The sequence below is a fragment of the Streptomyces sp. NPDC031210 genome (genome assembly GCF_055570395.1).
Genome location: NZ_JBVIHH010000010.1, coordinates 95,358 through 119,851 on the forward strand (window position 1 = coordinate 95,358; position 24,494 = coordinate 119,851).

The following is a 24,494-nucleotide window of genomic DNA, read 5'->3' on the forward strand; positions in this document are numbered from 1 at the left end:
GGCGGCCGGCGGACCGGCCCGGGACGGCCGACTGACCACACGGCCACCGAGGAGACGAGAGCGATGCGCGTGATCGGCCTGATGTCCGGGACCTCCTACGACGCGATCGACGCCGCGGCCGCGGACCTCACCCTCGACGGCGACCGCCTCGCACTGACCCCGCTGGGGCTGCTGAGCGAGCCGTACCCGGACGAACTCCGCGCGGCGCTCGCCGCGGCGCTGCCCCCGGCGACGGCGAGCATGGAGCGGGTGTGCCGCCTCGACACCGGTGTCGGCCGGGCCTTCGCGTCCGTGGCCGCCCGCGCCGACCGCGTCCTGTGCGGCGGGCGCGCCGAGTTGATCGTCTCGCACGGGCAGACCGTGCATCACTGGACGGAGGACGGCCGGGTGCGCGGCACCCTCCAGATCGGGCAACCGGCCTGGATCGCCGAGGTGACCGGCCGTCCCGTCGTGTCGGATCTGCGGGCCCGCGATGTCGCGGCCGGCGGCCAGGGCGCGCCGCTGGTCAGCATGGTCGACACCTTGTGGCTGCGGGGCCGGCCCGGCGTCCCCGTCGCGCTGAACCTCGGCGGGATCGCCAACCTCACCGCCCTCCCGGAATCCGGCGATCCGATCGCCTTCGACACCGGCCCCGCCAACGCCCTCGCCGACGCGGCCGTCCAGCACTTCACCGGCGGACGCCTGCGCTACGACACCGACGGCGCGCTGGCCGCCCGGGGCACGGTCAGCGCCCGTCTGCTCGGTCTCCTCCTCGACGAGCCGTACTACGCCCGGCCCGCCCCGAAGACGACGGGCAAGGAACTCTTCCACCTGCCGTATCTCCTCGCGGCCCTGGACCGGTGCGAGCCGTTGCCACCCGAGGACGTCCTCGCCACGGTCACCCTCCTCACGGCCCGCACCGTCGCCGCCGCGGTCCGGTCCGCGGGAGCCACGGAGGTGATCGCCTCGGGCGGCGGCACGCGGAACCCGACCCTGATGGCGCTGCTCCGTACGGAACTCGGCGGCGTTCCCCTGCGCACCTCCGACGACCTCGGTCTGCCGGCCGCCGCCAAGGAGGCGTACGCCTTCGCCGTCCTCGGCTTCCTCACCGTCCACGGTCTGCCGGGCACCGTCCCCTCCTGCACCGGCGCGCGCCGTCCCACCGTCCTGGGCTCGCTCACGCCCGGCTCGGGTGGGCTGCGCCTCCCGCCGGCTCCGCGTACGGCACCCACTCATCTCGTGGTGACGCCGAGCGGGTGAGGCGGTCCGGTCCGGGGGCCTCACTCTCCCCTGGAGCCTCGCCCCCAGCCCCGTCCTGGCCCCTCCTCGCGTCCCTACTCCCGTCCCCGCTCCCGTCCGCCATCGCGGCGAGCCCGCGCAGCGTCTTCGCCGTGAACTCGTCCAGCGGGTAGAACAATTCGATCGCCAGCTCCGACAGCGTCACATCGGCGGGCGCGCCGAACGTGGCCATCGTGCTGAACATCGACAGCTCACCCAGCGGGGTACGCACCCGTAGCGGCACCTGCACCGGACCGGGCCGCGCCCCCGGAACCCCGGCCGCCGCCCCCTCCTGGGACGCTTTCCCCTCCGGGGCGGCTTCGCCCTCCGAAGCGGCTTCCCCGCCCCCTCCCGCCGGCAGGGGATACCCGCACACCTCCTCGTACAGCGCCCGCAGCTCCGCGTCGCCCGTGGCGTTGACCTGGCGCAGCAGCCGCTTGAGGAACAGGTCGCGGACCTCGTCGAAGTTGACCAGCCGCGAGGCGAGTCCGTCGGGGTGCAGGGTCAGCCGGAACACGTTCGGCCGCGGTGTCAGCAGATGCGGCGGAACGCCGTCCATCAGGACGGACATGGCCCGGTTGCCGGTCAGCAGGTTCCAGCAGCGGTCGACCACGACGGCGGGGTACGGCTCGTGCGTCGTCAGCATCATGTCGAGTGCGGAACGCACCGAAGCCATCTCCTCGTCGTCGAGGCTGCTCTCCCGGTAGGCGGGGGCGTAACCGGCGGCCAGCAGCAGGGTGTTGCGCTCGCGGAGGGGGACGTCCAGGGCGGCGGACAGACGCAGCACCATCGTCCGGCTGGGGAGCGCGCGGCCGGTCTCCACACAGGACAGGTGCCGCGCGGAACTGTCGGCGAGGAGGGCCAGTTCCAACTGGCTGAGCCGGCGGCGCCGACGCCACTCCCGCAACAGGGTCCCCACCCGTGACGTCTGCTTCGCATCCATGGCCGGAGGATATCCAGCCGCTGATCACCGGAGCCATGACCTCGGAGGTCATTGAGCCCATGCCTCCTGTGCTGCACCGTTTCCCCGGAACCGGTCAGCACCGTCCGCTCTCTGAAGGAGACGCCCCCATGAATCCCACCGCCACAGCCACGTCCACCGCCACCGCCTCCCGCCGCCCGTCCGCCGGCGGCCCCGCGTCGGACCCGCTGCGCACCAGCCTTCGCGTCGACAGTTGGAGCACCGCCGCCTTCGGCGTCTTCCTGCTGGTCGGCGGCGGCCCGCTCAGCGGCCCGCTCGGCCTGCCCCTCACCTGGTCCGTACCGTTCGGGGTCGCGATGCTGGGTGGCGCCGCCGCTCTGGCACTGATCGCCGGCTACCCCCGCATCCCGTCGCGCCTCGCCGTGACCGTCATCGCGGGCAACGCCCTGTCCTGCGTGGCGCTCGTCCTGCTCGTCGCGACGGGCCTGATCCCGCTCACCGCCCTGGGGACCGTCTTCCTGCTGATCGGCGCCCTCGTCGTCGCGGTCTTCGCCGCGCTCGAATTCGTCGGCCTCCGCCGGTCCGGTGGCGCGCCCACCGGAGCGTGACCCGGAGGGCAGGCCCTAGGGGACCGTCCCCGCCCCTCCGCCCTGAGGAGGTGGAGCGGGCCCCACCTGTACAACTTGAGAGGGAGGGTGTTTCGGCACCTTCGGGCGATCCCCCGACCCCTCCGCCGCTTCTAGCGTGGAGCCATGACCACGCCAGTGTGCACAAGCGCCTCGACCGCCGCTGTGTTCCCGTCGTTCTCGTCCTATGTACGGGCCCGGGGGCCGGTGCTGCTGCGCGCCGCGCGGTCGCTCTCCGCCAATCCGAACGACGCCGAGGACCTGCTCCAGACCGCGCTCGCCAAGACCTTCTTGGCGTGGGAGCGCATCGAGGACCACCGCGCCCTGGACGGCTACGTCCGCCGCGCGCTGATCAACACCCGTACGTCCCAGTGGCGCAAGCGGAAGGTCGAGGAGTTCAGTTGCGAGGAACTCCCCGAGCCGGACCCCACCCCGGCCCCCGACCCCGCCGAGCTCCAGGGCCTACGGGACGCGATGTGGCGCGCGGTCATGCGGCTGCCCGCCCGTCAACGGGCCATGGTCGTCCTCAGGTATTACGAGGACCTGAGCGAGGCCCAGACCGCCGAGGTCATGGAGGTCTCGGTCGGCACGGTCAAAAGCGCCGTCTCCCGCGCCCTGGCCAAACTCCGCGAGGACCCGGAACTCTCCCTGACGCTGTGAGGCCGCGCCGGCTTGGCTCCCGGAGGGGATGGGCTCGGGCGGAAGAGATACGAGGCGGGGACGGAAAAGACGCGAGGCGGGGACGGAAAAGACGCGAGGCGGGGACGGAAAAGACGCGAGGCGGGGACGGAAAAGATACGAGGCGGGAAAGAACACATTCCGGGGGCGTGACATACCGGCTGGTATGCGCCGACAATCACAGCACCACTACCCGCCCGTAACAAGCGGAGGCACCCGGTGCTCAGCACGATGCAGGACGTACCGCTCACGGTCTCGCGAATCCTGACCCACGGGTCGACCGTCCATGGGAAGTCGCAGGTCATCACCTGGACCGGCGCGGACCCGCACCGGCGCACATTCGCCGAGATCGGCCGCCGTGCCGCCCGGCTGGCCCACGCCCTGCGCGACGAACTCGCGGTCGCGACCGACGAACGCGTGGGAACCCTCATGTGGAACAACGCCGAGCACATGGAGGCGTATCTCGCGATCCCCTCCATGGGCGCGGTGCTGCACACCCTCAACCTCCGGCTGCCCGCCGAACAGCTCACGTGGATCATCCGCCACGCCGAGGACCGGGTCGTCCTCGTCAACGGCAGCCTGATCCCGCTGCTCGCCCCTCTGCTGCCCAAGCTGACCGGTGTCGAACACCTCGTCGTCGTCGGCCCCGGCGACCGCTCGCCGCTGGCCGGCGCGACGCAGCGGGTGCACGACTACGAGGAACTGATCGCCGACCGGCCGGACACCTACCGCTGGCCGGACATCGACGAACGACAGGCCGCGGCGCTCTGCTACACCTCCGGCACCACGGGCGACCCCAAGGGCGTGCTCTACAGCCACCGTTCCCTCTACCTGCACTCGATGCAGGTCAACAACGCCGAGGCGTTCGCGCTGGGCTCCGGGGACCTCGCGCTGCCGGTCGTCCCGATGTTCCACGTCAACGCCTGGGGCCTGCCGCACGCCGCGTTCATGGCCGGGGCCTCGCTGCTGATGCCGGACCGCTTCCTCCAGCCCGGCCCGCTCGCCGAGATGATCGAGACGCTGCGGCCCACCATGGCCGCCGCCGTACCCACCATCTGGCAGGGCCTGCTGGCCGAACTGGACGCCAAGCCGCGCGAGGTGTCCTGTCTGCACACGGTCGTCATCGGCGGCTCCGCCTGCCCGCCCGCCCTCATGCGCGGCTTCCAGGAGCGCCACGGCATCCGCGTCGTGCACGCCTGGGGCATGACCGAGACCTCTCCGCTGGGCACCGTCTCCCATCCGCCGGCCGGGGTGAGCGACGAGGAGCAGTGGGCCTACCGCGCCACCCAGGGCCGCTTCCCCGCCTCCGTCGAGGCGCGGCTGATCGGCCCCGGCGGCGAGGAGCTTCCGTGGGACGGCGAGGCAGCGGGCGAGCTGGAGGTACGCGGGCCGTGGATCGCGGGCGCGTACTACGGCGGCGCCCAGGGCGAACCGCTGTGCCCCGAGGACAAGTTCAGCCCCGACGGCTGGCTGCGCACGGGTGACGTCGGCACGATCACCCCCGACGGCTACCTGACCCTGACCGACCGCGCCAAGGACGTCATCAAGTCGGGCGGCGAGTGGATCTCGTCCGTCGAGCTGGAGAACCACCTCATGGCGCACTCGGATGTCGCGGAGGCCGCGGTGGTCGCCGTACCGGACGACAAGTGGGGCGAGCGGCCGCTGGCGACGGTGGTCCTGGTCGAGGGCGCGACCACCGGCTACGAGGAGCTGAAGGCGTTCCTCGGCGAGCGCATCGCGCGCTGGCAGCTCCCGGAGCGGTGGGCGGTGATCCCGGCGGTGCCGAAGACGAGCGTCGGCAAGTTCGACAAGAAGGTGCTGCGCAGGCAGTACGCGGAGGGGGAGCTGGAGGTCACGCGGCTGGGCTAGGGGTGGCGGGGCTCGGGGCCCGGGGCCGGCGGCTCAGGGGTTTCTGTGGGCGGCCGCCCACAGGAATCCCTGAGCCCGGTCAACTGACTGCTGGCATCTGGGCGTTGTCAGCCGTCAGCCGTCAGCCGTGAACCGGCAGTCGTGAGCTGACAGCCGTGAACCGTGAGCCGTCAGTTCGTCCCGATCTTCGCCAGCAGGTCGACGATCCTGGCCTGCACCTCGGCGCTCGTTGAACGCTCGGCGAGGAAGAGCACCGTCTCGCCCGCCGCGAGCCGCGGCAACTGGGCCGGGTCCATGTCGGCCGAGGTGTAGACGACCAGGGGGGTCCGGTCGAGCAGCCCGTTGGCGCGCAGCCAGTCCACGACGCCGGCCCGTCGCCGACGTACCTGCATCAGGTCCATGACGACCAGGTTCGGCCGCATCTGCGTCGCCAGAGTCACCGCGTCGGTGTCCGCGTCCGCCCGGGCGACCTGCATGCCGCGCCGCTCCAGTGACGTCGTCAACGCGCCCGCGATGGCGTCGTTCTGCTCGATCAACAGCACGCGGGCCGGGTGGTGTTCGCTGTCGCGCGGGGCGAGCGCCTTGAGGAGTACGGCCGGGTCGGCGCCGTACGCCGCTTCCCTGGTGGCCTGCCCCAAACCGGCAGTCACCAGGACGGGGACCTCCGCCGCGCCCGCCGCCTGGCGCAGCGACTGAAGCGCGGTGCGGGTGATCGGCCCGGTCAGCGGGTCCACGAAGAGCGCCGCGGGGTACGCCGCGATCTGCGCGTCCACCTCCTCGCGGGAGTTGACGATCACCGGGCGGTAGCCACGCTCGCTGAGCGCCTGCTGGGTGGAGACGTCCGGGGCCGGCCAGACCAGCAGCCGGCGCGGATTGTCCAGCGGCTCGGGCGGCAGCTCGTCGTCCATCGGCAGCCTCGGACGGTCCATCACCTCTATGGCGCCGTTCGGGCCGTCCAGCGGCTCGGGGCCCTCGCTGCCCTCGTCCGGCGCGGAGATCGCGAAGGCGCGGCCCTCGCTCGCGTCCATCAGGTGCGGCTGCGGCTGGCCTTGCGGGGAGGCGGGCGGCGGCTGCGACCCCGGGTGGCCTCCGGGCTGGTCTCCGGGCCGGCTTCCGGAAGGCGTCCCGCCCGGTGCTGCGGGCTGCGCACCGGGCTGAGCTCCGGTCGGCCCTGCCGGTGTCCCCGCCTGCGTTCCCGCTTGCGTTCCCGGGTGCGGGTGCGCGTCGGTCGGCGTGGCCTCGGCGGCCGCGCCCCGCTCGTCGTCCCGTGGCGGTGCCGCGAGCTTGCGACGGCGGCCGGAACCGGCGGACGTACCGCCGGGCGGCGTGCTGCCGGGCGGCGCCGCGGCCGGACGCTGCTGGTCGGCGATCTGCTGGGCGAACGGCACGCCCTGCCCCAGCGTGCGCACGCTGAAGGCCCGGTTGTGGGAGTGACCGCCGTCGTCCTCGGCGGGCGGCAGCGGCTGCCGCGGCACCGGGGCGGACGCCTGCCCGGCCGGCTGACCCTGCCGCGGGTCGGGCACCCCGGGGGCCGCCTGGCCGTGGGCCGGGGAATGCTGCGGCGCCTGGCCGGCTGCTTGTTCCTCGACGGGGCTGGGGCGGCCGCGCCTACGACCCGTGGGCGCGGGGGCGTCGGGCGTGGCGGCGTCGGGGGCGGCAGGCGTCGCCGGTACGCCGGGGGTGCCGGGGACGGCGGGGGCGCCTGGTGTGCCGGGAATTGTTGAGGCCGCTGGTGTCGCGGGGGCTGCTGGGGTCGCTGGGGTCGCGCCCTCCGGCACCGGTGCGGCACCCGGCGTACCGGGAGCCCCAGGGGCCCCAGGGGCCAGAGGAGCCGTACCCGCCCCGTCGGCCGCCTCGGCGCCCTGCGCCACCAGCCCTTCCGGGCCGGCCACGAACGTGCCCGACGCCTCGGCATCGGCCATCGCGGCCGCCGCCCGTTCCTCGGCGGCTGCCCGCCTGGCCCGCCGGCGGCCGGTCGGCTCTCCGTTGTCCACGTCGTGCGCGTCAACGGCGGGGGCGGACGTTTCGAGTTCGTACCCCGGCTGCGCGCCGGGCGCCCCCTCCACGCCACCGGCGACCGGACGACGCGCCCGGCGCCGCCCCGTACCGACGCCACCCTGCTGACCGGCTGCCTGGTCGGCGACCGCGGGCAGGGCGGGCAGGGACTGCGGAGTCTGGTCGGCCGCGGCGGGCGGCAGCGCGAAGGCGCTGCGCGGCCCGGCGGGCGACAGCGCTTCCGCGCCCGTGGACCCGCGCGCGTGCCCGGGAGCCAGGCCGCCGTCCGCGGTCCGCTCGGGCGCCTCGGCCAGCGCCCGGCGCGCCCGACGCCCACCCGGCTGCACCGGCGCCAGGCCGTGCGGCCCGCCCGCCGTCTGACCGTGGTGCTCCACCTGGGGCTGGGCGTGCTGCTGAGCCGACCCCGGCCTCTCGACCTGCACCTGGGACGGACCTTGCCCCAGCGTCCGACCTGGGCCCTGGCCCTGACGCCGGCCCTGGGCTTGCGCGCCCGCGGGCACCGATGCGGGTGCCGCTCCCGGCGCCCGCTCGTACTCCCCGGACGACGTGCCACCGGCGGGCAACGCGGGCAGCGCACCCTCGTCGGCAGACGCCTGCCGGGCCCGCCGCCGCCCGCTCGGCGCTACGGCTTCGGCCTCCGCCATACCCGGGGCCGGTCCCGTACCACCCGGGCCCGCCGCGCCCTGCGGCCCACCACTCACCGGCCGCCCGGCGCCGTGAGCCCCGCCGGCCGCACCGCCCACGGCCGCGCCGTCGCCGCCCGTACCGCTCGAACCGTGTCCGGCCGCCGCACCCGCGTCCGGCACGTTCGCCGAACCGTTCCGCGAACCGTCCGCCCGACCGTTGCGCGGGTCGTTCACCGCGCCCGACGCCTGCTGCCCGGCGGCCGTACCCGCGGCCTGCTCCACACCGGAGTGCCGCGCCCGCCGACGCCCGGTCGGCTGGGCACCACCCCCCTGCGCGGCCAGTCCCGCACCACTCTCAACACCGGAGCCACCAGAGCCACCCGGGCCACCGGAGCCGTCCGTACCCCCGTCACCACCATCGGCCCCGTCGTCACCCTCCGGCCCGACACCACCAACACCGGTCCCAGCACCAACACTGACCCCGCCACCAACGCTGGCCCCAGCGTCACCGCCGACCCCAGCGTCACCGCCGGCCTCGTCGCCACCCCCGGCCCCCGAGGCCGCACCGAGACCGGGCTCGTGCCCCGTCCCGCTCCCGTCCGTTCCCTCGTCACCGCTCCCGGCCGCCTGCGCGTGCGTTCCCCGCGCCCGGGCGGCCGGTACCGGCATCACCGTCGTCTCGTTCCCGGTCGGCGGCTCACCGCCGGCCGCCTCCCGCGCCCGCTCCGCGCCACCGGTCGCCGAGGCGTCCGCCGCCATCGGCAGTTCCAGGACGTACGCGCTGCCGCCCGCGCCCGGCGTCCCCGGCATCTCATGGCTCTGGAGCAGACCGCCGTGCTGCCGCACGATCCCGCGCACGATCGGCTCGTGGACCGGGTCGCCGCCGCCGTACGGCCCGCGCACCTCGATCCGTACGACGTCCCCGCGCTGCGCCGCCGCCACCACGATCGTCGAGTCACCCGGGACCGGACCGAGCCGGCCGCCCGGGCCCGCCGTGCCGTCACCGACCGCCATCCGGCCCGTGGAGTCCACGCCCGCGACATCCGCGATCAGGTGGGACAGCGCCTGCGCGATCCGCCCGGCGTCGACCGTGGCCTCTATCGGCGGCGCGTGCACCGCGAACTGGGCGCGGCCGGGCCCGATCAGCTCGATCGCGCCCTCCACACCCGCCGCGACGACGCCGTCCAGCGACACCTTGGCGCGGTTGAGCCGCTCGGTACCGGTGTCCAGCCGCTGGTAGCTCAGGACGTTGTCCACCAGCGTCGTCATCCGGGCGTGCCCGGCGGCGAGGTGGTGCAGGATCTGGTTGGCCTCGGGCCAAAGCTGCCCGGCCGGGTCGGAGGCGAGCGTCGTCAGCTCGCCCGTCAGTTCCTCCAGCGGCCCGCGCAGCGCCTGTTCGAGCACCGCGAGCAGTTGGGCGTGCCGGGCGGCCAGCGCGTCGTAGGGGCGCCGGTCGGTGAACGTCATCACCGCGCCGACGAGCTGATCACCGTCGCGGACCGGCGCCGTCGTCAGATCGACGGCCACCGCACGCCCGTCCTTCGCCCACAGCGCCTGCCCGCGCACCCGGTGCTTGCGCCCGGACTTCAGCGTGTCGGCGAGCGGCGTGTCCTCCCACGGCAGCGGAGAACCGTCCGCCCGCGAGTGGTGGATCAGCGGATGCAGTTCCTTGCCGCCCAGCTCGCTCGCCCGGAACCCCAGGATCTGCGCGGCGGACGGATTGACCAGGACGACCTTGCCCTCGGCGTCGACACCCACCACACCCTCGGCTGCGGCCCGCAGGATCATCTCCGTCTGCCGCTGCTGACGGGCCAGCTCGGTCTCGGTGTCGAGCGTCCCCGTCAGATCGCGGACGACGAGCATCAGCAGCTCGTCGCCGGTGTAGCCGGTCCGGTGATCGGCGTACGCGGCCTCGAAGGCGGACTCGTACGGGGTGCGGCCGTCCTCAAGATTGGCGCTGGTCACCTCGACCAGCAGCTCCGTGCCGTCCGTACGCCGCGCGACCATCCTGGTCGGCTTCGTCCGCGGGCCCTCGATCTCCTCGTCGCGGCGCCGCATGGAGCCGGGGATCCGCTTGGAGTCGAAGGACGGCAGCAGATCGAGCAGGCCGCGCCCGACCAGGGCGGTGCCCGGCGCCTCGAAGGTCTCCAGGGCGATGGCGTTGGCGTTGACGACCGTGCCGTTGCAGTTGACGAGCAACAGCGCGTCGGGGAGGGCGTCGAGTATGGCTGCGAGGCGAGCAGCGCCTCGGGATGGCCTGCTGCTCACGACGACGCTTCCTCCCTGTTACCGCACCTTGCCGACCCACCGCGGCGGATCGCTGGGATGGAGTCTACGGGCACTTGCCCGCGACGCGGAGGCGGATGACGAGGAGCTAATACCCCGCCTGTGGGCGACTCACCGCACGCCGGACATGTGCCCCGCGTCCTGACCTGCCGCGCTACTCCGCCATGAATCGGACCGGGGGAAGCGCCGGGCTCCTGGGCGGCACGGCACCTGTTATGCCGAAGCACGACTCACACGGATCGACGGGGCCTTCGCGCGGGCCGGCCCCCGGACCGCCCCCGGGCCCACTCCGATCTCCGCGCCTTGCCACACTTCTCTGCGCTCTTCTGCACTCTTCTGCGCTTCTCCGCGCTTCTCCGCGCTCTCAGGACTCGGCTTCCCCGCGCTCTCAGGACTCGGCTTTCCGGGCTCTCAGGACTTGATGGCCGGGAGCAGCGGCTCATAACGATCCCAGCGCGCGATCTGGCACCCGTCCGTGCGCCGGAAGCGGGCGTCGACCGGCCGCCCCGCCCACGTCCCGGTGACATGCGCGGTGGCCGGACCGCCGTGAATCATCGTGCACCGCGCACCGGCGGGTACGGGCGCGAACGGGTCCTTGCCCCACCTCGTCTGCCGGTCGACGGCGGCGCAGGCGGCGGCCGGCGCCTGGTGGCTGCCGCCGTTCGGGTGGCAGTACAGCTCGAACGTGCCGTCGGTCCGCGGGGAGCCGGAGTGCGCGACGGTCACCGTGAGGTGGTCCTTGGGCGCCCGGCCGTGAAGGACCCGCGCCAGGCCGACCGGGGCATGGTCCTGCGCCAGCGGGATCGGTCCGGCGTACGACCCGGCCGGGGCGAGCGGAAGGGGGTAGGCGGAGAGCCGCTCGGGGGCGAGCGGGATGGGGGCGGCCGAGGCCATCGGTGCCAGAGCGAGGGCGGAGGCGGCGGTGGCGGCGGACATGGCGGCGGTGACGGCGGTCGCGGCCGCGGCGAAGAGGGACGTCCGGCGGTGCGGCATCACGGGCTCCAAAGAGGCGAGTGCGGGGCGGGCACGCGGTACGTACGCGCCGGGGGCGTACGTACTGCCTCGCTGTACGGCCCCGACACTCCTAACGCGCCGCCGACCCCGACGTTGCGCCGCAGGAACGTCTTTGCCGGGTGGGCCGCCCGCCGAGTACCGTAGGGGGCGATTGGTGACAGCCCGCAGAGCTGTGCCATCATCTGGACACGCCACAGCGCGCTTGCGCGCGTGGGGTGTGTGGAGGCGTCGCCTAGTCCGGTCTATGGCGCCGCACTGCTAATGCGGTTTGGGTCTTACCACCCATCGAGGGTTCAAATCCCTCCGCCTCCGCTTCTCTTCCGTTCAGGCCCCGGTCCCACAGGACCGGGGCCTGAACGCATTTCCCACAACGCTTGCCCGCACTCCCGCCGGGCACTCCTCTTACGGGACACGGGACACGGGACGCGGGACAAGGGCGCGGGGCGCGGGACACGGGGCCTGGGATCCCGCGTCGCCCGCGATCTGGTCGTCTTCACCTGGTCGCCTTCACCCTCGCCGCCCGCGGGCCTCCCCCTGCCACCTCGCCCACGCCGAGACCCGCAAGATCGCCCACCGCAAGATCGCCCACCGCCTCGGCCCCCGACCTTCGGCAGCGGTGAAGGCCGACCGCCTCCACCCCTTCGAAGAGGGCTACACCCGCCCGAACTTCGTCCGGATCATCGAGGACTCCCCCCGGAAGCAGCGAGCCCCAAAGCCCGCCCATAAGCACGTTTCCGCAGGTCAGAGGGGCTACAGGGAATGGATTTCGCCTCACGGCGCAGGTCATGTAATGTTGTTCCCGCAACGCCGACCGGCCAAGAAAAACCGCCGGAAAGCCAAGCGCTCGTAGCTTAACGGATAGAGCATCTGACTACGGATCAGAAGGTTGCAGGTTCGAATCCTGCCGAGCGCACACAGGTCAAAGGCCCCCTGGACATCGTCCAGGGGGCCTTTGGTGTTTCTCTTGACGGCAGTGATTGACGGCAACCGCCTCAGGCAGTCGGAGCGAGGTCGATCAGGTGGCTACCGGGACTCCGTCCGTGCCGTCGTCATCGTCCGGTGGGTTGCCGTCACCCCTCAGCGCGTCTCCCACGCGGTCGAAGGCGGAGCGCTGGGCGTCGAGCCGCACCAGGGTGCGCGGTGCCGTGCTGACGGACCTTGTGGCGATCGGCGCCAAGCGGCGTGACCCTGACCAGCTGCTCACCTTCGGCTGCCAGGCGCTGCAACTGGCTCAGGAATCTTCCTCCGGATACGTCGCCCGGAGACTTCAGGGCCTACGAGCTGAGTTCGGCCCCTTGGTCGGTGACGGTCGTGTGGCCGGGCTGGGGTCAGAGATCCGAGCACTGAGCACGACGTGAGGAGAGGGCTAGGCATGTCGCAGACCGAGGACGCCCGACTGTTCCGGGAGACGTCGATCGCGGGTGTCGTGAGCAGAAGAGCCGCATGGTCGCGACGTGCTGGACGGCCCAGATGTACAAGCACTTCGACGACCCGAAGCCCGGCTACGTCGCGGAGTGGCCGAAGCTGCCCGGGTGGCAGCAGGAGACCGACGCGGACATCTTCGAGGCCATCGAGAAGTCCCTGAACTGACGTATGTGCGTGGCAGTTCCGTGGGGGACCGCACGACAGTTCTCCGCTGAGCTTTCTGGTGCTTCATCTGCCGTGACCTGCAGTGAAGACGCATGCCTGACGCCAAGCCCCACGGCTCTGAGCGCAGGTTGGCATCAGGCCCGGCTGCCCGGCGATCTGATGGGACCCCGTTTGGCCGGTGAGACACATCCCCGGATCGTGCGCCGGAGTGCATCACCCGTATTCACTGACTTTGCACCATCGGCGTGTTTTGTTCGAATGGTTCGGTCCCTGTGGGCATGGTGTAGGAGATGCCGCCCGGCGGGCTTGCCGCGCTCTTCATCTGCGGACGGATCTCACGGGCTCCGAGATATGCGGGTTGGGAGCGACGCGATGACGACGACAGACAGAGCGAGGGAGGCGGGGTCCACCGGGGAAGGCCGGTCTCTGGACGTCGCCGTGGTGGCGGCTCTGCTGGCCAAGGTCCAGCAGCTCGGCGCCCAGAAGGGACACGTGGTCAAGGCCCCGCCGGCCACGTATGCCTACAAGGTCGACCACTTGCGTTTCTCGGCGCAGCCCGCGACCCACGAGCAGAAAGTCACGTACGCCGAGTTCTCCCAGCTGGTCAACCGGCTGCCGGAGGCTACCCCGGGCGGATGGAAGCACGCGGGGTACCTGTGGGACATCTACGGGTTCGTGCTCAACGCGAAACTCGCCAAGAGCGATCTGACAGCCGATGAGCAGAAGAGCTACGACGGGGCTCGGAATTACCTGTACACCGAGGTGAACGGGGAGACCAAGCCGTCGAAGAACCTGTTGGACTACCGGAAGTACCGGGACACCTACTTTCACGCCGAACTTGCCTACCACCAGGCCGAACAGGCGGCCGCCAACTCCCACAACCCCGAGGTCAAGAAGCGGTGGAAGGAAGTCGACGAGCCGCGGCTGGCCGCAGCGCGCAACGACGCCCGCAGTGACTGGCAGAACCTCGGCCACAAGGAGGCCGTGGAGAAGCACGTGCAGATCCTGTCCGCTCTGGGCAGTAAATCGCCCGCCCAGGAGTGGCGGCGTTTCCGTCAGTGGTTCGACCCCGCGCGTCCGAGTGACTGGTACACGGCCCCCAACGGGGCCAGGTACGCGCCGAGCCCGTTCGCGCCAGGTGAGGCACTCGACAAGGACTGGCCCCGCCGACGCGTCGGCCGCCAGGAACTTCTCGACCTCCTCAAGGCCGGAGAATCGGGTATCAACCCGAGTTCGGTGGACCCCAGGATCACCAGCTTCACGTTCGACTACTGCCCCGTCGATGTCGTGCGGTCCTGGTTCGAGCAGCCCATGACCATGTTCGGCTCGCGCGCCTGGAAGTGGTGGCGTGACGACGAGGAGGCCCTCAGCGACGGGGGAACGCCGCCCAAGGGACGCTGCCCTGGATACGTCGAATCGGTGGCGATGACCCGGAACATCACCGTGTACCGCACCTTGACCGGCAGAGAGGGCGACCCACAGGAGCCCGCCGCCGCTCACGAAGGTGTCCCGGAACTCCCGCTCCATCCCGCGCCGGCGGAGGGCCGGATGGAGGAAGAGATGGACGTCCGGCGCACCGGCGATCAGGTATGGAGTAACGGGTACGCCCTTTCTTTGGAGACCGGCCTCCATCAGCGCCAGGATGTCGGGTGGGAGACCAAGACCGACTGGTGGCTTCGGATCTGCCTCGAAAACGTGATGTGGTATTACCTGACGCTGGCGCCTTCCGTTGGCTGGGGATACCTCCCCAAAGAAGCCACGTACGAGAGTGCCACCTATCAGCAACTCAAAAAGGTCAGCTTCAAAACGGAATCATTGCGCTTCGAGAGAGGCACTTCCCTTAGTAAGGGGGTTCTCCTCGCGATCAAAACCCGCTCCGGTGATCTCGCCAAAGTGGTGTTTTCCGCGATCGGTGACGACGACTGGTTTCCCAAAATTAAGTGGACGACCTATACCAAGGTCGGCCGGGAATCCACCGACCCCGACACCGTCTACCTCGCGGCCTTGAAGTGTCGGCTGCTGCCCAAGAGCCCGGATCCCGATCCCCATCTCCCCTGGACCTGATCGACCAAATCGCCACCGAACAACGCAAGGAGCGGGCATGTCCCCAGGAAAATACACGCTGCAAACGATCGGCGAGGCCCTCCAGAGCCAGCTGTACTACGCCGTCGCCAAGGGCACTGATGGCAACACCGACCCACGGACCTTCCTGACCTGGTGCATGCCCGGTCTTCCCTACCGCGCCGGTGACTTCGACTTCGCCACCAAAGGAATGACGGGCGCTACCGCGGAGGAGACCAAGGCCCGCTCCGTGGCGGCGTTCAACTTCTCGATGCTCACCAACGTCGTGCCCAGCCATAAGTCCGTCCTCAACGGGGTCGGTGTCTGGACGATCGACAGCGGATCGCGCCTTCACGTCAAGTACGACCGTGTCCTGAAGGGCTCCAAGGTCGCCGCGCAGACTCTCACCGAGGACGAGAAGAAATCCGTGGACAAGGCGCGGAAGGTGATCTTCACCGTAAAGAAGGAGGGTGAGGACGAAGTATGGGAATTCACAGCCAAGTACAAGAAGTACAAGAAGTACATGGAGGAGTACGCCGAAGCCGTCCAGGAGTACAACCGCAAGCGCCTACGGCCCCTGACCTGCCAGAATAGCGAAAAGAATCAGTGGGAGACCGACTGGCAGGTCAACGGCGCATCGTATCTGCAGAAGGTCAACACCGCCTTCAGCGAGTGGGAAACGGCCGGCTTCAAGAACGAGATCGAAGGCGCCTTCGCCACCGTGGCGCAATATGAGCAGCGCGCCCTCAAACTGTGGAAGAAGGAGATCCAGGACACCTACCGCGTCCACCAGTTGACCCTCTCCGGGCAGCCGACGCAGTACCCTTTCACCACACTCACCCCGGCCAACGTCTCCGCCAGCGACGGGTGGACGAAGTACACCCTCAAGCACCAGCAGATCGACGACAACAGGGTGACCACTTATTCCGACTGGCAGGTCGGCGCGCGTGGCAAGTGGAGCATGTGGTCCGCCTCGGGCGGGGCGTACCAACAGTCCAGGAAACACACCGAAGAGCACAAGGTCGACGAGTTCGAGGTCTCGTTCGAAATCACCCAGGCTCAGATCATCCGCCCTTGGTTCTATCCCGAGTTCCTTGAGGGCCGGGGCTGGATGCTGCCCGATAGTTGGCAAGACGGAAAATTGTCGGATGGCAAGAAGCCACCGAACGGCTTCATGGTCGCCTACCCCCTGCACATGATCTTCGTCAAGGGGCTGAAGATTAAGTGCAAGGAATTCGTCACCGCCCTCAAGGAGGAGATGCAGAAGGCGGGCGGCGACGCCTCCGTGGGGTACGGGCCCTTCAGCTTCCAGGGCAAGTACAACGGCGGAAAGGACGGCAAGAGCTTCCATTCTACCTTCGACGAGAGCACCGTCGAGGTACCCGGGATGCAGATCATCGGGTTCAAGAACCACTTCTTCCAGCAGGTTACGCCCAATCCCGGCGCCGGCCCCTGGGAGTAAGGGCTTGCAGAAGAACAAGACACCGATTTCCAGGCCCGGTTGAGCCTCTGTGGTAATGGGCGCCGACCTGCTGCGAAGTTTCATGCAGCAGGGGGATGCGATTCTCCAGGTCCCATCGATGCGCCTCCCTGTGGCCTGGGTGGCTTGGCTCATTGACGGCAACGTTGACGGCAACGACGGCAAACGAAGACCGACGATCACGAACGTCAGTGATCAGCCCGGAAGCAGGCGGAGCCCTAGCGCAACGAGCTGCCCGCTCCTACGGATCAGAAGGTTGCAGGTTCGAATCCTGCCGAGCGCACAGCAGCAAGAAGCCCACCCGGGTCGCCGGGTGGGGCTTTTTGCTGTTTGAATCCGGGTCGCGCGGCGACTCGGTGGCTCGATGGGAACGCGGGCTGGTCCGCGTCCGGCCCCCTTCCGCCCGCCTTCGGCCTCGTCTCAGAATCGCGGCATGTCGTCCACCACCCCACCCCTCCCTCACTTCGTCCGGTTTCAAGGCGCCACGCGGAGTCCCCGGGGCCACTTTCCCGGTGTCTTCGCGCTGGTCAACACGCTTGCCAAGGAAGGCCGGCTCACGCCCGGCCAGGAACGCTTCCGGCGTGTGAACAACGACTGGTACGACGCGAACTACCCCGATCCCTCCACCGTCGACCCCACCGTCTACGACGCAACCCTGAACCCCGGTGCCGTGGCCTGGTTCAAGTCCTCGGCTCACCACTTGATCAGCCGCGTGGACGGCTACCTCGCGATCCTCGCGGCGCACCGGATCCCCTGCCGCCGGGTCCATTCGGTGGCCCCCGGCCGCATCGTCTACGAAGACAGCTACCAGGTGGTCGTCACCCCATCCGCCAACCACCCGTCCGGGCCCATCAGTTGGTCGCCTTCCTCGCGGCCGTGAGCGGAAGCGGAGAGGGGGCACGCCGGCGGGCGTAGGGGTGGGGCAGGGAAAGGATTAGGTGCTGGTGTGGTTGTCGCGTAGTGTCTGGTCTACCGACGCGGGGTGGAGCAGCTCGGTAGCTCGCTGGGCTCATAACCCAGAGGTCGCAGGTTCAAATCCTGTCCCCGCTACGAACGCCGCAGGCCGGTGGATGAAAATCCACCGGCCTGCGGCTTTTTTGCGTCTGGTGGACGCCGGGGCTCAGGGCGGGCTGGTTCAGGTGGGCGGTGGTGGTCAGGTGTGGGGTGGTGGGGGCGGGGTTGTGTAGTGGGCGGCGGGGCCGGGGTGGGAGGCGGTGGCCAGGTGGGGGTGGAGCAGGAGGTCGTCGTCGTAGTCGCCGGTGTTCTGGTGGCGGAAGGCGAGCGGCTCGGTGGTGGGGAGGGTACGCAGGCGTTCGCGTAGCCGGGCGGTGGCCGTTTCGTAGTAGTGCGGGATGGCGCGGTCCGCGCCGGGGATCAGGAGGGGCGGGACGACGGTCATGCCCGTGTACCAGAGGGTGCCGTGCTGGAGGGGGAAGAGGAGGTCGTTGAGATCGCCGTTGACGCCGCGCGGGCCGAGGGTGGCGGCGCGGGCTCCGGCCGTGACGACGACCATGGCGCGCTTGCCGGCCAGCTCTCCGTCTCCGTAGCGCCGCGGCCGCCCGGTGGCGGGGTCGGTGAGGCCGAAGGCGAAGCCCTTGACGAAGACACGGTCGAACCAGCCCTTGAGGATGGCGGGCATTCCGTACCACCAGAGGGGGAACTGGATGACGAGCGTGTCTGCCCACGCGAGTTTTCGTTGTTCGGCGCGGATGTCGGGGCTCAAGTGGCCGTGGGTGTAGGCGCGTTCGGAGACCTCGCCGACCCGTAGGCGGGCGGCGGGGTCGTGGGCGTAGTCGTCGGCCCCGACCACGGGGTTCCATCCCATGGCATGCAGGTCGGAGACGCGGTGCTGGTGGCCTTGGGCGTCGAGGGCGCGCAGTCCCTCGGTCTTGAGGGCGCCGCTCAGCGAGCGCGGGTCGGGGTGGGCGAACAACCAGAGGACCTTCATACGTACCACTGTCGGGTGGCGTGCGGGGCGCGAACGAGTGGCTGGATGACCATACTGTGCAAGGATCGGGCCAAGGCGACATGGGGCGAGGAGCGGGCTGGGATGAGTGACGTGAGTGGTCGTAGCGGTGCGGGCGGTCCGAGCCGGCGGGTGTTTTCTGGGGATGGGCGGCATCGGGTCGCGGTGCTGGTCCGGGACGGAATGCTGCCGATCGAGGTGGGGATCGCGCACCGGATCTTCGGCGAGGCGCGGTCGGTGGTGGGGGAGCGGGGCTTGGGGCGGGCGCCCGAGCGGGTGCTGGAGCGGGTCCCCGAGCGGGTGGGGAAACGAGTGGGGGAGCGGGGCGGGGAACGGTCTGCGGACGGGGTGGGGGGCTGGGTGTCCGGCCGAGTGCCTGGGCAGGTCTCTGGTCGGGTGTCTGGCCGGGCGGTGGACGGTGCGGTGGGCGGGGTGGGGTTCGGGGCGGTTGGCCGGGTGGTGGATCGGCCGGGGGAGAAGCTGTATGAGCTGGTGACCTGTGCCTTGGAGCCGGGTGAGGTGCGTACGGACACGGACTTCACGGTGAATGTCGCGCACGGGCCGGAGGCGCTGGAGGAGGCCGACACGGTCGTCATCCCGGCCTCCGGGGCCGACTACGACCTGCGGGCGGAGCGCGGCGCCGGGCTGCTGAGCCCCGCGATGGCCGACGCGTTGGGCCGGATCCGGCCGGGGACCCGTATCGCGTCGATCTGCACGGGGGCGTTCGTGCTGGCCGCGGCGGGTCTGCTCGACGGGCGGCGGGCGACGACGCACTGGCGGTCGGTGGCGGACTTCCGGCGGATGTTCCCGGCGGTCGAGCTGGACGCGGACGTCCTGTACACGGAGGACGGTGATGTTCTGACCGCGGCCGGGGTCGCCTCGGGCATCGACCTGTGTCTGCACATGCTCCGTCGCGATCATGGTGCGGCGGTGGCCAATGACGTGGCTCGCCGCACGGTCGTGCCGCCGCACCGGGAGGGCGGGCAGGCGCAGTACATCCGGCGGCCGGTGCCGGAGCCACAGGTGGCGTCGACGGGTACGGCACGGGCGTGGGCACTGGAACACCTCGACCGGCCGCTGAGCCTGCGGGAGTTGGCGGCGCGGGAGGCGATGAGCGTACGGACCTTCACCCGGCGGTTCCGGGAGGAGGTCGGGATCTCGCCGTTGCAGTGGCTGACGCAGCAACGCATCGAGCGGGCGCGGCAGTTGCTGGAGGAGACGGACCTGACGGTGGAACGGATCGCGGCGGAGGCCGGGTTCGGCACGTCGGCTTCGCTGCGCCAGCATTTGCAGGCGGCGCTGGGGGTCTCGCCGCGGGCTTACCGGAGCACGTTTCGGGGGCCGGAGGGGGCGGGGGTCGCGTAGGGGTTGGGGTGGTGGGTGGGTGCGTGAGTGGGGGTGGGCGCCGGCCGGCTAGAGGGCGGGTTCGCGGTGGCCGGTGTGTGTGCTGTTCGGGTGGTGTGCGGGCGGGGCGTCGGGGTGTGGCCGGGCGGCGGGGGTAAGGGCGGGCGCGGCTCGGGGCCGGGTGGGACTGGCGTAGAGCTGGACTGGCGTAGAGCTGGACTGGCGTAGAGCTGAGGGCTTGGGACAGGCGCAAGGGCTCAGCGCTCACAGTTGGTGGCTGGTGGCTGGTGGCTGGTGGCTGGTGGCTGGTGGCTGGTGGTTGGCGGCTGGGGGCGGGCTGGTCTGGGCTGGGCGGTCGGTCGTCGGGTATCGGTCGTCGGGTGTGCGGACGGCGGGGTGTGTCAGTGGCCGGTCGTACGCTGGCGGTGTGTGGCGTTGTACGGGGCCGCGCTGGTCGGGCGGCGGTGGGTCGGGGCCGGCGGGGCGGTATGAGCAGCGGCTCGGCTGGTACTGCGCCGAGCGGCGCGAGACGCGGGTGAGCCTGCTCCCCGCCGGCAAGGTGCTGGCCTTCGCCGCGCGGGAGGAGCGGCGCTGCCTGGGGGTGTGGCGGGCGGGTCGCTGGATCGTGTGCCCGTACGCAGCGGTGCTCGACGGCGCGAGTGCCAAGGACCAGTGCGCGCCGTGCGCCCAACTGGACCGGTCGCGGTCGGTGGCCGCGGACACCATGGCCGACGATCCGCGTCCGTATGGCGTTTACCTGGCGTATTTCGGTCCCGGCCTGCTGAAGGTGGGGATCACGGCCGCCGAGCGCGGGCCGGTGCGGCTGGTGGAGCAGGGGGCGGTGGCGTACGCGTGGCTGGGGCATGGGCCCCTGATGGCCGCGCGGCGGGCCGAAGCGCTGTTGGGGAGCGCGCTGGGGGTGCCAGACCGGTTCGGGAAGGCGGCGAAGCGGGCTGCGCGGGCGGCGTTGCCGCCGCTGTCCGAGCGGGTGGGCGCCCTGGCGCAACTGCATGGTGACGCACGGTGTTTGAAAGGGTGGCCGGAGACGCTGGAGCCGGCGGAGTTCGACTGTACGGACCATACGGAACTGTTCGGGCTGGACCGGATCCGGGCGGATGCGGCGGAGCTGGGAGGGATGGCGGCGGGGGCGCAGATCGTGGGCGAGGTGGTGGCCGGGGTCGGGTCCGATGTGTATCTGCGGTTGGTGGAGGTGGAAGGGCCGGGGAGGCTGGAGAGATCGGAGAGGTCGGCGAGGCTGGAGCGGCTGGAGCGGCTGGAGCGGCTGGAAGGGGCGGAGGGGGCTAACGAGTCGGAGGCGCCGGGGAGGGGCGTGGTCGCTGTGTTGGATGCCCGTCTGTTGTCCGGGTGGGTGCTGGGGCCGGCTGAGGGACGGGCGACGACGGTGCCGGTGCGTGCTGGGAAAACGAACGGGGCGTACGGGGTGTACGGGGCGGGGGCGAGCCCGGGGAGTGGGGACGGAGGGCAAGAGGGATTGTTCTGAGGGGCGCGGCCTGCACGGTGGTCGGAGGAAGGGGAGGGCCGGGGCGTGGCGGAGGGTGATGAGCGGGTCGGCAGGTTCTGGCGGGAGCTGGGGCTGCCGGGGTTGATCGACGTGCATACGCACTTCATGCCCGAGCGGGTGATGGCCAAGGTCTGGGCGTACTTCGACGCGGCCGGGCCGCTGGTGGGCAGGGCGTGGCCGATCGCCTACCGGTTCGAGGAGGAAGAGCGGCTGGCGGTGCTGCGTGGCTTCGGCATACGGGCCTTCACGTCGATGGTCTACCCGCACAAGCCCGGCATGGCCCAGTGGCTGAACGCCTGGGCGGCGGATTTCGCGGCCCGTACGCCGGACTGCCTGCGGACGGCGACGTTCTACCCCGAGGACGGGGCGGGCGTGTACGTGCGGAAGGAGCTCGCGGACGGTGCGCGGGTCTTCAAGGCTCACGTGCAGGTCGGCGGTTACGACCCGGCTGACGTGCTGCTCGATCCCGTGTGGGGCGCCCTCGCCGAGGCCGGGGCGCCGGTCGTCATCCACTGCGGCTCGGGCCCGGCGCCCGGCAAGCACACGGGCCCGGAGCCGGTCGCGCGACTGCTGGCACGCCACCCGCGACTGCGCCTGATCATCGCCCATATGGGCATGCCCGAGTACACCGATTTCCTGGACCTGGCGCAGCGCTATCCGGGCGTTTACCTGGACACGACGATGGCGTTCACCGACTTCGCCGAACGTTCCGCGCCGTTCCCGAGCGCGGAACGCGGCCGGCTCGTGGATCTCGGCGACCGGGTCCTGTTCGGCAGCGACTTTCCCAACATCCCGTACGGGTACGCCCACGCACTGGACGCCTTGGCGCGGCTGGACTTGGGAGAGGAGTGGCTGCGGGGAGTTTGTTACGGGAACGGGGCGCGGTTGTTCGGGATTTAGGAGCGTTGGTGGGCGCGGGGGAGGAGGGGGCCGGGGGAGGGCGCGTTGCGGCTGTCGAACCCGCATCCGCATCCGCATCCGGATCCGCATCCGCATCCGGATCCGCATCCTTCTTCGTCTCCGTCTCCGTCTTAGTTGAGGCCGTTGGTGGCTGACGCGGCTGACTTGGCTGCTGCGAGGGTCAGTTGAGCCATGGCGTCGCGTAGGTCGGCGAGGGTGGCCTCGTCCGAGACGCGGTCCGTGGTGGGGTCGATCTTGGGGCCGATGGCGGGTATTTCGCGGCAGGCGGCCGTGATGACGTCCCCGGTCATCATGCGCAGGGTTTCGCGCAGTTGGGCGTTCGCGTGGTCGCCGCCGGAGGGGAACGGTGAGGCGGTGATCACCGCGACCGGCTTGTGGACGCATTCGCCACTGCTCACCAACCAGTCGAGAGCGTTCTTGAGGACGCCGGGGACTCCATGCGCGTACTCGGGGCTGACGAGGAGGAGCGCGTCGGTGGCGGCCACGGCGGCGCGTAGGGCGGCTACGGAGGCAGGGGGAGTGGCACCCTCGCCGTCCAGGTCGGGGTTGAAGTGCGGGAGCGCGCCGATGTCGGCGGTGGTGGCGGGGCCGTCGAAGGCGTCGAGGGCGGAGCGCAGCACGGCGCCATTCGAGGAGCGGGCACGCAGGCTGCCGGAGAGGGCGAGGAGTCTCATGTGGCGACCGTACGGGTGGCGGCGGCGGTGGTGGGGTTGAGGGGGGAGCGGCGGAGGGCCGTAGAAGCTGTGGGTGGGGGCGGGGTGGAAGGTGGGCGCTCGGAGGCTGAGGGCACGGAGTTGAGGGGGGGCGGTGGCGCCGATGTTGTGATCGAGGACCGGTTGGGGAGCGGTGGTGGGGTGTCAGGGGATGTGTTCGGCTGGTCAGGGGAATTGTCAGTGGTGGGTGCGATGCTGACGGAGTGGTGATCGGACTGGACCGCGCGGGGGGCGGCCCAGTCCGGTTGCCGAGCGGGGGGGGGAGTGGGCTGGGGGCGGGGGTGGAGGGGGGATTCTCAGGAGATTCACAGGGAGCGGCAAGGGGGCTCTCACGGGGAGTGGCCACGCTTGGGGGCATGACCGTGACTCCGTTGTCTTCTGCGGTGCCTTCCGGGACGGCTTCGAGGCCGTCATCGGTACCGCCTTCCGGGCCTTCCGGCGAGTCGGTGGCGACGCCGTGTTCCGAGGCGCCTTCCGTGTTGGCCGGTGTGTTGTCCGCGCCGGCCCGGCGGGTGTCGGCCGTGGGGACTGATGGGCCTGTGGCCGTGAAGGGGGCGGTGGCGCGGGCGGCCGGACGGCGGCCGGAGATGTTGCGGGCGGATGGCAGTCCGGTGCGGGTGCTGGTGGTGGACGACGAGTCCTCGCTCGCCGATCTGCTGTCGCTGGCCCTGCGCTACGAGGGCTGGGATATCCGGTCGGAGGGCGACGGCGCGGGCGCCCTGCGGTGTGCGCGCAACTGGCGGCCGGATGCCGTACTGCTCGATGTGATGCTGCCCGACATGGACGGGCTGACCGTGCTCGGCCGGCTGCGGCGTGACCTGCCCGATGTTCCGGTGCTGTTCCTGACGGCGAAGGATGCCGTAGAGGACCGGATCGCCGGGCTGACGGCGGGGGGCGACGACTACGTCACCAAGCCGTTCAGCCTGGAGGAGGTCGTGGCGCGGCTGCGGGGGCTGTTGCGGCGGGCGGGGGCGGCTGCCGCGCGGAGCGAGTCGTTGCTCACGGTGGGCGATCTGGTGCTCGACGAGGACAGCCATGAGGTGTGGCGGGGTGGACAGGAGATCCGTCTGACGGCCACGGAGTTCGAGTTGCTGCGGTACCTGATGCGTAATCCGCGCCGGGTGCTGAGCAAGACGCAGATACTCGACCGGGTGTGGAGCTACGACTTCGGTGGCCAGGCCAATGTCGTCGAGCTGTATATCTCGTATCTGCGACGAAAGATCGACGCGGGGCGGGCGCCGATGATCCACACCCGGCGGGGCGCGGGCTATCTGATCAAGCCGGGTGAGTAGGGGAAGCGGTCGGAGTAGGGGAAGCGGTCGATGACGCCGTCCGATCGCGGTACCGGCAGCGAGCCTGAGGTTCGTTTGGGTGCGGGTGCGGGTGCGGGTGCGGGTGCGGGTGCGGGTACGGCGGGTGCGGCGGGTCCTGGGCCTGGTGCCGGTCCTGGGCCTCGGCCTGGTTCTGGGCCCGGCCCCCGTTCTGGGCCTGGATCGGGGCCCGGTCCTGGGCCTGGGCCCGTTGGCCGTTCCGGCGGTGAGGGGCCCGCCTCTGGCCGTACCGCCGCCGCTGGCCGTTCTCCCGCCTCTGGCCGTACCGCCGC

At 71.0% G+C, this 24,494-nt stretch carries 17 protein-coding genes, 3 tRNA genes and 1 pseudogene; 15 read left to right on the forward strand and 6 right to left on the reverse strand.

Annotated features, from left to right (window positions below; translation table 11 throughout):
• Positions 1 to 63 precede the first annotated feature (63 nt).
• On the forward strand, positions 64 to 1,239 hold the full coding sequence (locus ACZ45Z_RS19665) for an anhydro-N-acetylmuramic acid kinase (RefSeq protein WP_468363744.1): 1,176 nt from the start codon (positions 64 to 66) through the stop codon (positions 1,237 to 1,239).
• 103 nt (positions 1,240 to 1,342) lie between these two features.
• Here the strand turns inward: ACZ45Z_RS19665 and ACZ45Z_RS19670 are convergent.
• Positions 1,343 to 2,200 (reverse strand): annotated as a pseudogene (locus ACZ45Z_RS19670) (MmyB family transcriptional regulator); the annotation flags it as partial.
• Between the two features lie 128 nt (positions 2,201 to 2,328).
• On the opposite strand from ACZ45Z_RS19670, the gene ACZ45Z_RS19675 reads away from it, so the two are divergent.
• From ACZ45Z_RS19675 to ACZ45Z_RS19685, 3 genes are all read left to right on the forward strand, one after another.
• Positions 2,329 to 2,787, forward strand: coding sequence for a hypothetical protein (locus ACZ45Z_RS19675; protein WP_468363747.1), 459 nt, complete (start codon positions 2,329 to 2,331; stop codon positions 2,785 to 2,787).
• Positions 2,788 to 2,931: 144 nt separating this feature from the next.
• Positions 2,932 to 3,465 carry a SigE family RNA polymerase sigma factor gene (locus ACZ45Z_RS19680; protein ID WP_468363749.1) on the forward strand — a complete coding sequence of 178 codons (534 nt, stop codon included), beginning with the start codon at positions 2,932 to 2,934 and terminating at the stop codon, positions 3,463 to 3,465.
• A 237-nt stretch (positions 3,466 to 3,702) separates the two neighbouring features.
• Entirely contained in the window at positions 3,703 to 5,352 is a 1,650-nt protein-coding gene (locus ACZ45Z_RS19685) for a long-chain fatty acid--CoA ligase (protein ID WP_468363752.1), read from the forward strand.
• Positions 5,353 to 5,522: 170 nt separating this feature from the next.
• Here ACZ45Z_RS19685 and ACZ45Z_RS19690 read toward each other — a convergent pair whose 3' ends face one another.
• On the reverse strand, positions 5,523 to 10,262 hold the full coding sequence (locus tag ACZ45Z_RS19690) for a PAS domain-containing protein (RefSeq protein WP_468363755.1): 4,740 nt from the start codon (positions 10,260 to 10,262) through the stop codon (positions 5,523 to 5,525).
• A 429-nt stretch (positions 10,263 to 10,691) separates the two neighbouring features.
• Positions 10,692 to 11,273: an SSI family serine proteinase inhibitor gene (locus ACZ45Z_RS19695; protein WP_468363757.1), complete on the reverse strand. Its 582-nt coding sequence runs from the start codon at positions 11,271 to 11,273 to the stop codon at positions 10,692 to 10,694.
• 242 nt (positions 11,274 to 11,515) lie between these two features.
• Between ACZ45Z_RS19695 and ACZ45Z_RS19700 the strand changes: the two genes are divergently transcribed.
• A tRNA-Ser gene (locus ACZ45Z_RS19700) sits at positions 11,516 to 11,606 on the forward strand.
• Positions 11,607 to 12,134: 528 nt separating this feature from the next.
• Positions 12,135 to 12,207 (forward strand) — tRNA-Arg (locus ACZ45Z_RS19705).
• Between the two features lie 102 nt (positions 12,208 to 12,309).
• On the opposite strand, the gene ACZ45Z_RS19710 is transcribed toward ACZ45Z_RS19705, so the two are convergent.
• Positions 12,310 to 12,471 carry a hypothetical protein gene (locus tag ACZ45Z_RS19710; protein WP_468363760.1) on the reverse strand — a complete coding sequence of 54 codons (162 nt, stop codon included), beginning with the start codon at positions 12,469 to 12,471 and terminating at the stop codon, positions 12,310 to 12,312.
• 266 nt (positions 12,472 to 12,737) lie between these two features.
• Here ACZ45Z_RS19710 and ACZ45Z_RS19715 point away from each other — a divergent pair, with 266 nt between their 5' ends.
• From ACZ45Z_RS19715 to ACZ45Z_RS19735, 5 genes are all read left to right on the forward strand, one after another.
• Positions 12,738 to 12,884: a hypothetical protein gene (locus ACZ45Z_RS19715; protein WP_468363763.1), complete on the forward strand. Its 147-nt coding sequence runs from the start codon at positions 12,738 to 12,740 to the stop codon at positions 12,882 to 12,884.
• A gap of 372 nt (positions 12,885 to 13,256) precedes the next feature.
• Positions 13,257 to 14,948 carry a hypothetical protein gene (locus ACZ45Z_RS19720; protein WP_468363766.1) on the forward strand — a complete coding sequence of 564 codons (1,692 nt, stop codon included), beginning with the start codon at positions 13,257 to 13,259 and terminating at the stop codon, positions 14,946 to 14,948.
• A 37-nt stretch (positions 14,949 to 14,985) separates the two neighbouring features.
• Positions 14,986 to 16,407, forward strand: a complete 1,422-nt coding sequence (locus ACZ45Z_RS19725) for a hypothetical protein (protein ID WP_468363768.1) — start codon at positions 14,986 to 14,988, stop codon at positions 16,405 to 16,407.
• Positions 16,408 to 16,858: 451 nt separating this feature from the next.
• Entirely contained in the window at positions 16,859 to 17,305 is a 447-nt protein-coding gene (locus tag ACZ45Z_RS19730) for a hypothetical protein (RefSeq protein ID WP_468363771.1), read from the forward strand.
• 96 nt (positions 17,306 to 17,401) lie between these two features.
• A tRNA-Met gene (locus ACZ45Z_RS19735) sits at positions 17,402 to 17,475 on the forward strand.
• Positions 17,476 to 17,578: 103 nt separating this feature from the next.
• Here the strand turns inward: ACZ45Z_RS19735 and ACZ45Z_RS19740 are convergent.
• Positions 17,579 to 18,373 carry an NAD(P)H-dependent oxidoreductase gene (locus ACZ45Z_RS19740; protein WP_468363774.1) on the reverse strand — a complete coding sequence of 265 codons (795 nt, stop codon included), beginning with the start codon at positions 18,371 to 18,373 and terminating at the stop codon, positions 17,579 to 17,581.
• 429 nt (positions 18,374 to 18,802) lie between these two features.
• Here ACZ45Z_RS19740 and ACZ45Z_RS19745 point away from each other — a divergent pair, with 429 nt between their 5' ends.
• The 3 genes from ACZ45Z_RS19745 to ACZ45Z_RS19755 all read left to right on the forward strand — a co-directional run bounded on the left by ACZ45Z_RS19745 (position 18,803) and on the right by ACZ45Z_RS19755 (position 22,157).
• Positions 18,803 to 19,756 (forward strand): GlxA family transcriptional regulator, encoded by a 954-nt coding sequence (locus ACZ45Z_RS19745; RefSeq protein WP_468364176.1) that lies wholly within the window; start codon positions 18,803 to 18,805, stop codon positions 19,754 to 19,756.
• Between the two features lie 406 nt (positions 19,757 to 20,162).
• Positions 20,163 to 21,236: a DUF2797 domain-containing protein gene (locus tag ACZ45Z_RS19750; RefSeq protein WP_468363777.1), complete on the forward strand. Its 1,074-nt coding sequence runs from the start codon at positions 20,163 to 20,165 to the stop codon at positions 21,234 to 21,236.
• Positions 21,237 to 21,281: 45 nt separating this feature from the next.
• Positions 21,282 to 22,157, forward strand: coding sequence for an amidohydrolase family protein (locus tag ACZ45Z_RS19755; protein ID WP_468363779.1), 876 nt, complete (start codon positions 21,282 to 21,284; stop codon positions 22,155 to 22,157).
• 131 nt (positions 22,158 to 22,288) lie between these two features.
• Here the strand turns inward: ACZ45Z_RS19755 and ACZ45Z_RS19760 are convergent, their stop codons facing one another.
• The gene (locus ACZ45Z_RS19760; RefSeq protein WP_468363782.1) at positions 22,289 to 22,852 is read right to left on the reverse strand and encodes an NADPH-dependent FMN reductase; all 564 of its coding nucleotides are present in this window, start codon (positions 22,850 to 22,852) and stop codon (positions 22,289 to 22,291) included.
• A gap of 626 nt (positions 22,853 to 23,478) precedes the next feature.
• On the opposite strand from ACZ45Z_RS19760, the gene ACZ45Z_RS19765 reads away from it, so the two are divergent.
• Positions 23,479 to 24,183: a response regulator transcription factor gene (locus ACZ45Z_RS19765; protein ID WP_468364178.1), complete on the forward strand. Its 705-nt coding sequence runs from the start codon at positions 23,479 to 23,481 to the stop codon at positions 24,181 to 24,183.
• The last annotated feature ends 311 nt before the right edge of the window (positions 24,184 to 24,494 follow it).

Coding starts and splice junctions, on each gene's coding strand:
- ACZ45Z_RS19665 (WP_468363744.1), top strand. CDS start 64: ATGCGCGTGATCGGCCTGATGTCCGGGACCTCCTACGACGCGATCGAC.
- ACZ45Z_RS19675 (WP_468363747.1), top strand. CDS start 2,329: ATGAATCCCACCGCCACAGCCACGTCCACCGCCACCGCCTCCCGCCGC.
- ACZ45Z_RS19680 (WP_468363749.1), top strand. CDS start 2,932: ATGACCACGCCAGTGTGCACAAGCGCCTCGACCGCCGCTGTGTTCCCG.
- ACZ45Z_RS19695 (WP_468363757.1), bottom strand. CDS start 11,273: ATGCCGCACCGCCGGACGTCCCTCTTCGCCGCGGCCGCGACCGCCGTC.
- ACZ45Z_RS19715 (WP_468363763.1), top strand. CDS start 12,738: ATGGTCGCGACGTGCTGGACGGCCCAGATGTACAAGCACTTCGACGAC.
- ACZ45Z_RS19720 (WP_468363766.1), top strand. CDS start 13,257: ATGACGACGACAGACAGAGCGAGGGAGGCGGGGTCCACCGGGGAAGGC.
- ACZ45Z_RS19725 (WP_468363768.1), top strand. CDS start 14,986: ATGTCCCCAGGAAAATACACGCTGCAAACGATCGGCGAGGCCCTCCAG.
- ACZ45Z_RS19730 (WP_468363771.1), top strand. CDS start 16,859: ATGTCGTCCACCACCCCACCCCTCCCTCACTTCGTCCGGTTTCAAGGC.
- ACZ45Z_RS19740 (WP_468363774.1), bottom strand. CDS start 18,373: ATGAAGGTCCTCTGGTTGTTCGCCCACCCCGACCCGCGCTCGCTGAGC.
- ACZ45Z_RS19760 (WP_468363782.1), bottom strand. CDS start 22,852: ATGAGACTCCTCGCCCTCTCCGGCAGCCTGCGTGCCCGCTCCTCGAAT.
- ACZ45Z_RS19765 (WP_468364178.1), top strand. CDS start 23,479: ATGTTGCGGGCGGATGGCAGTCCGGTGCGGGTGCTGGTGGTGGACGAC.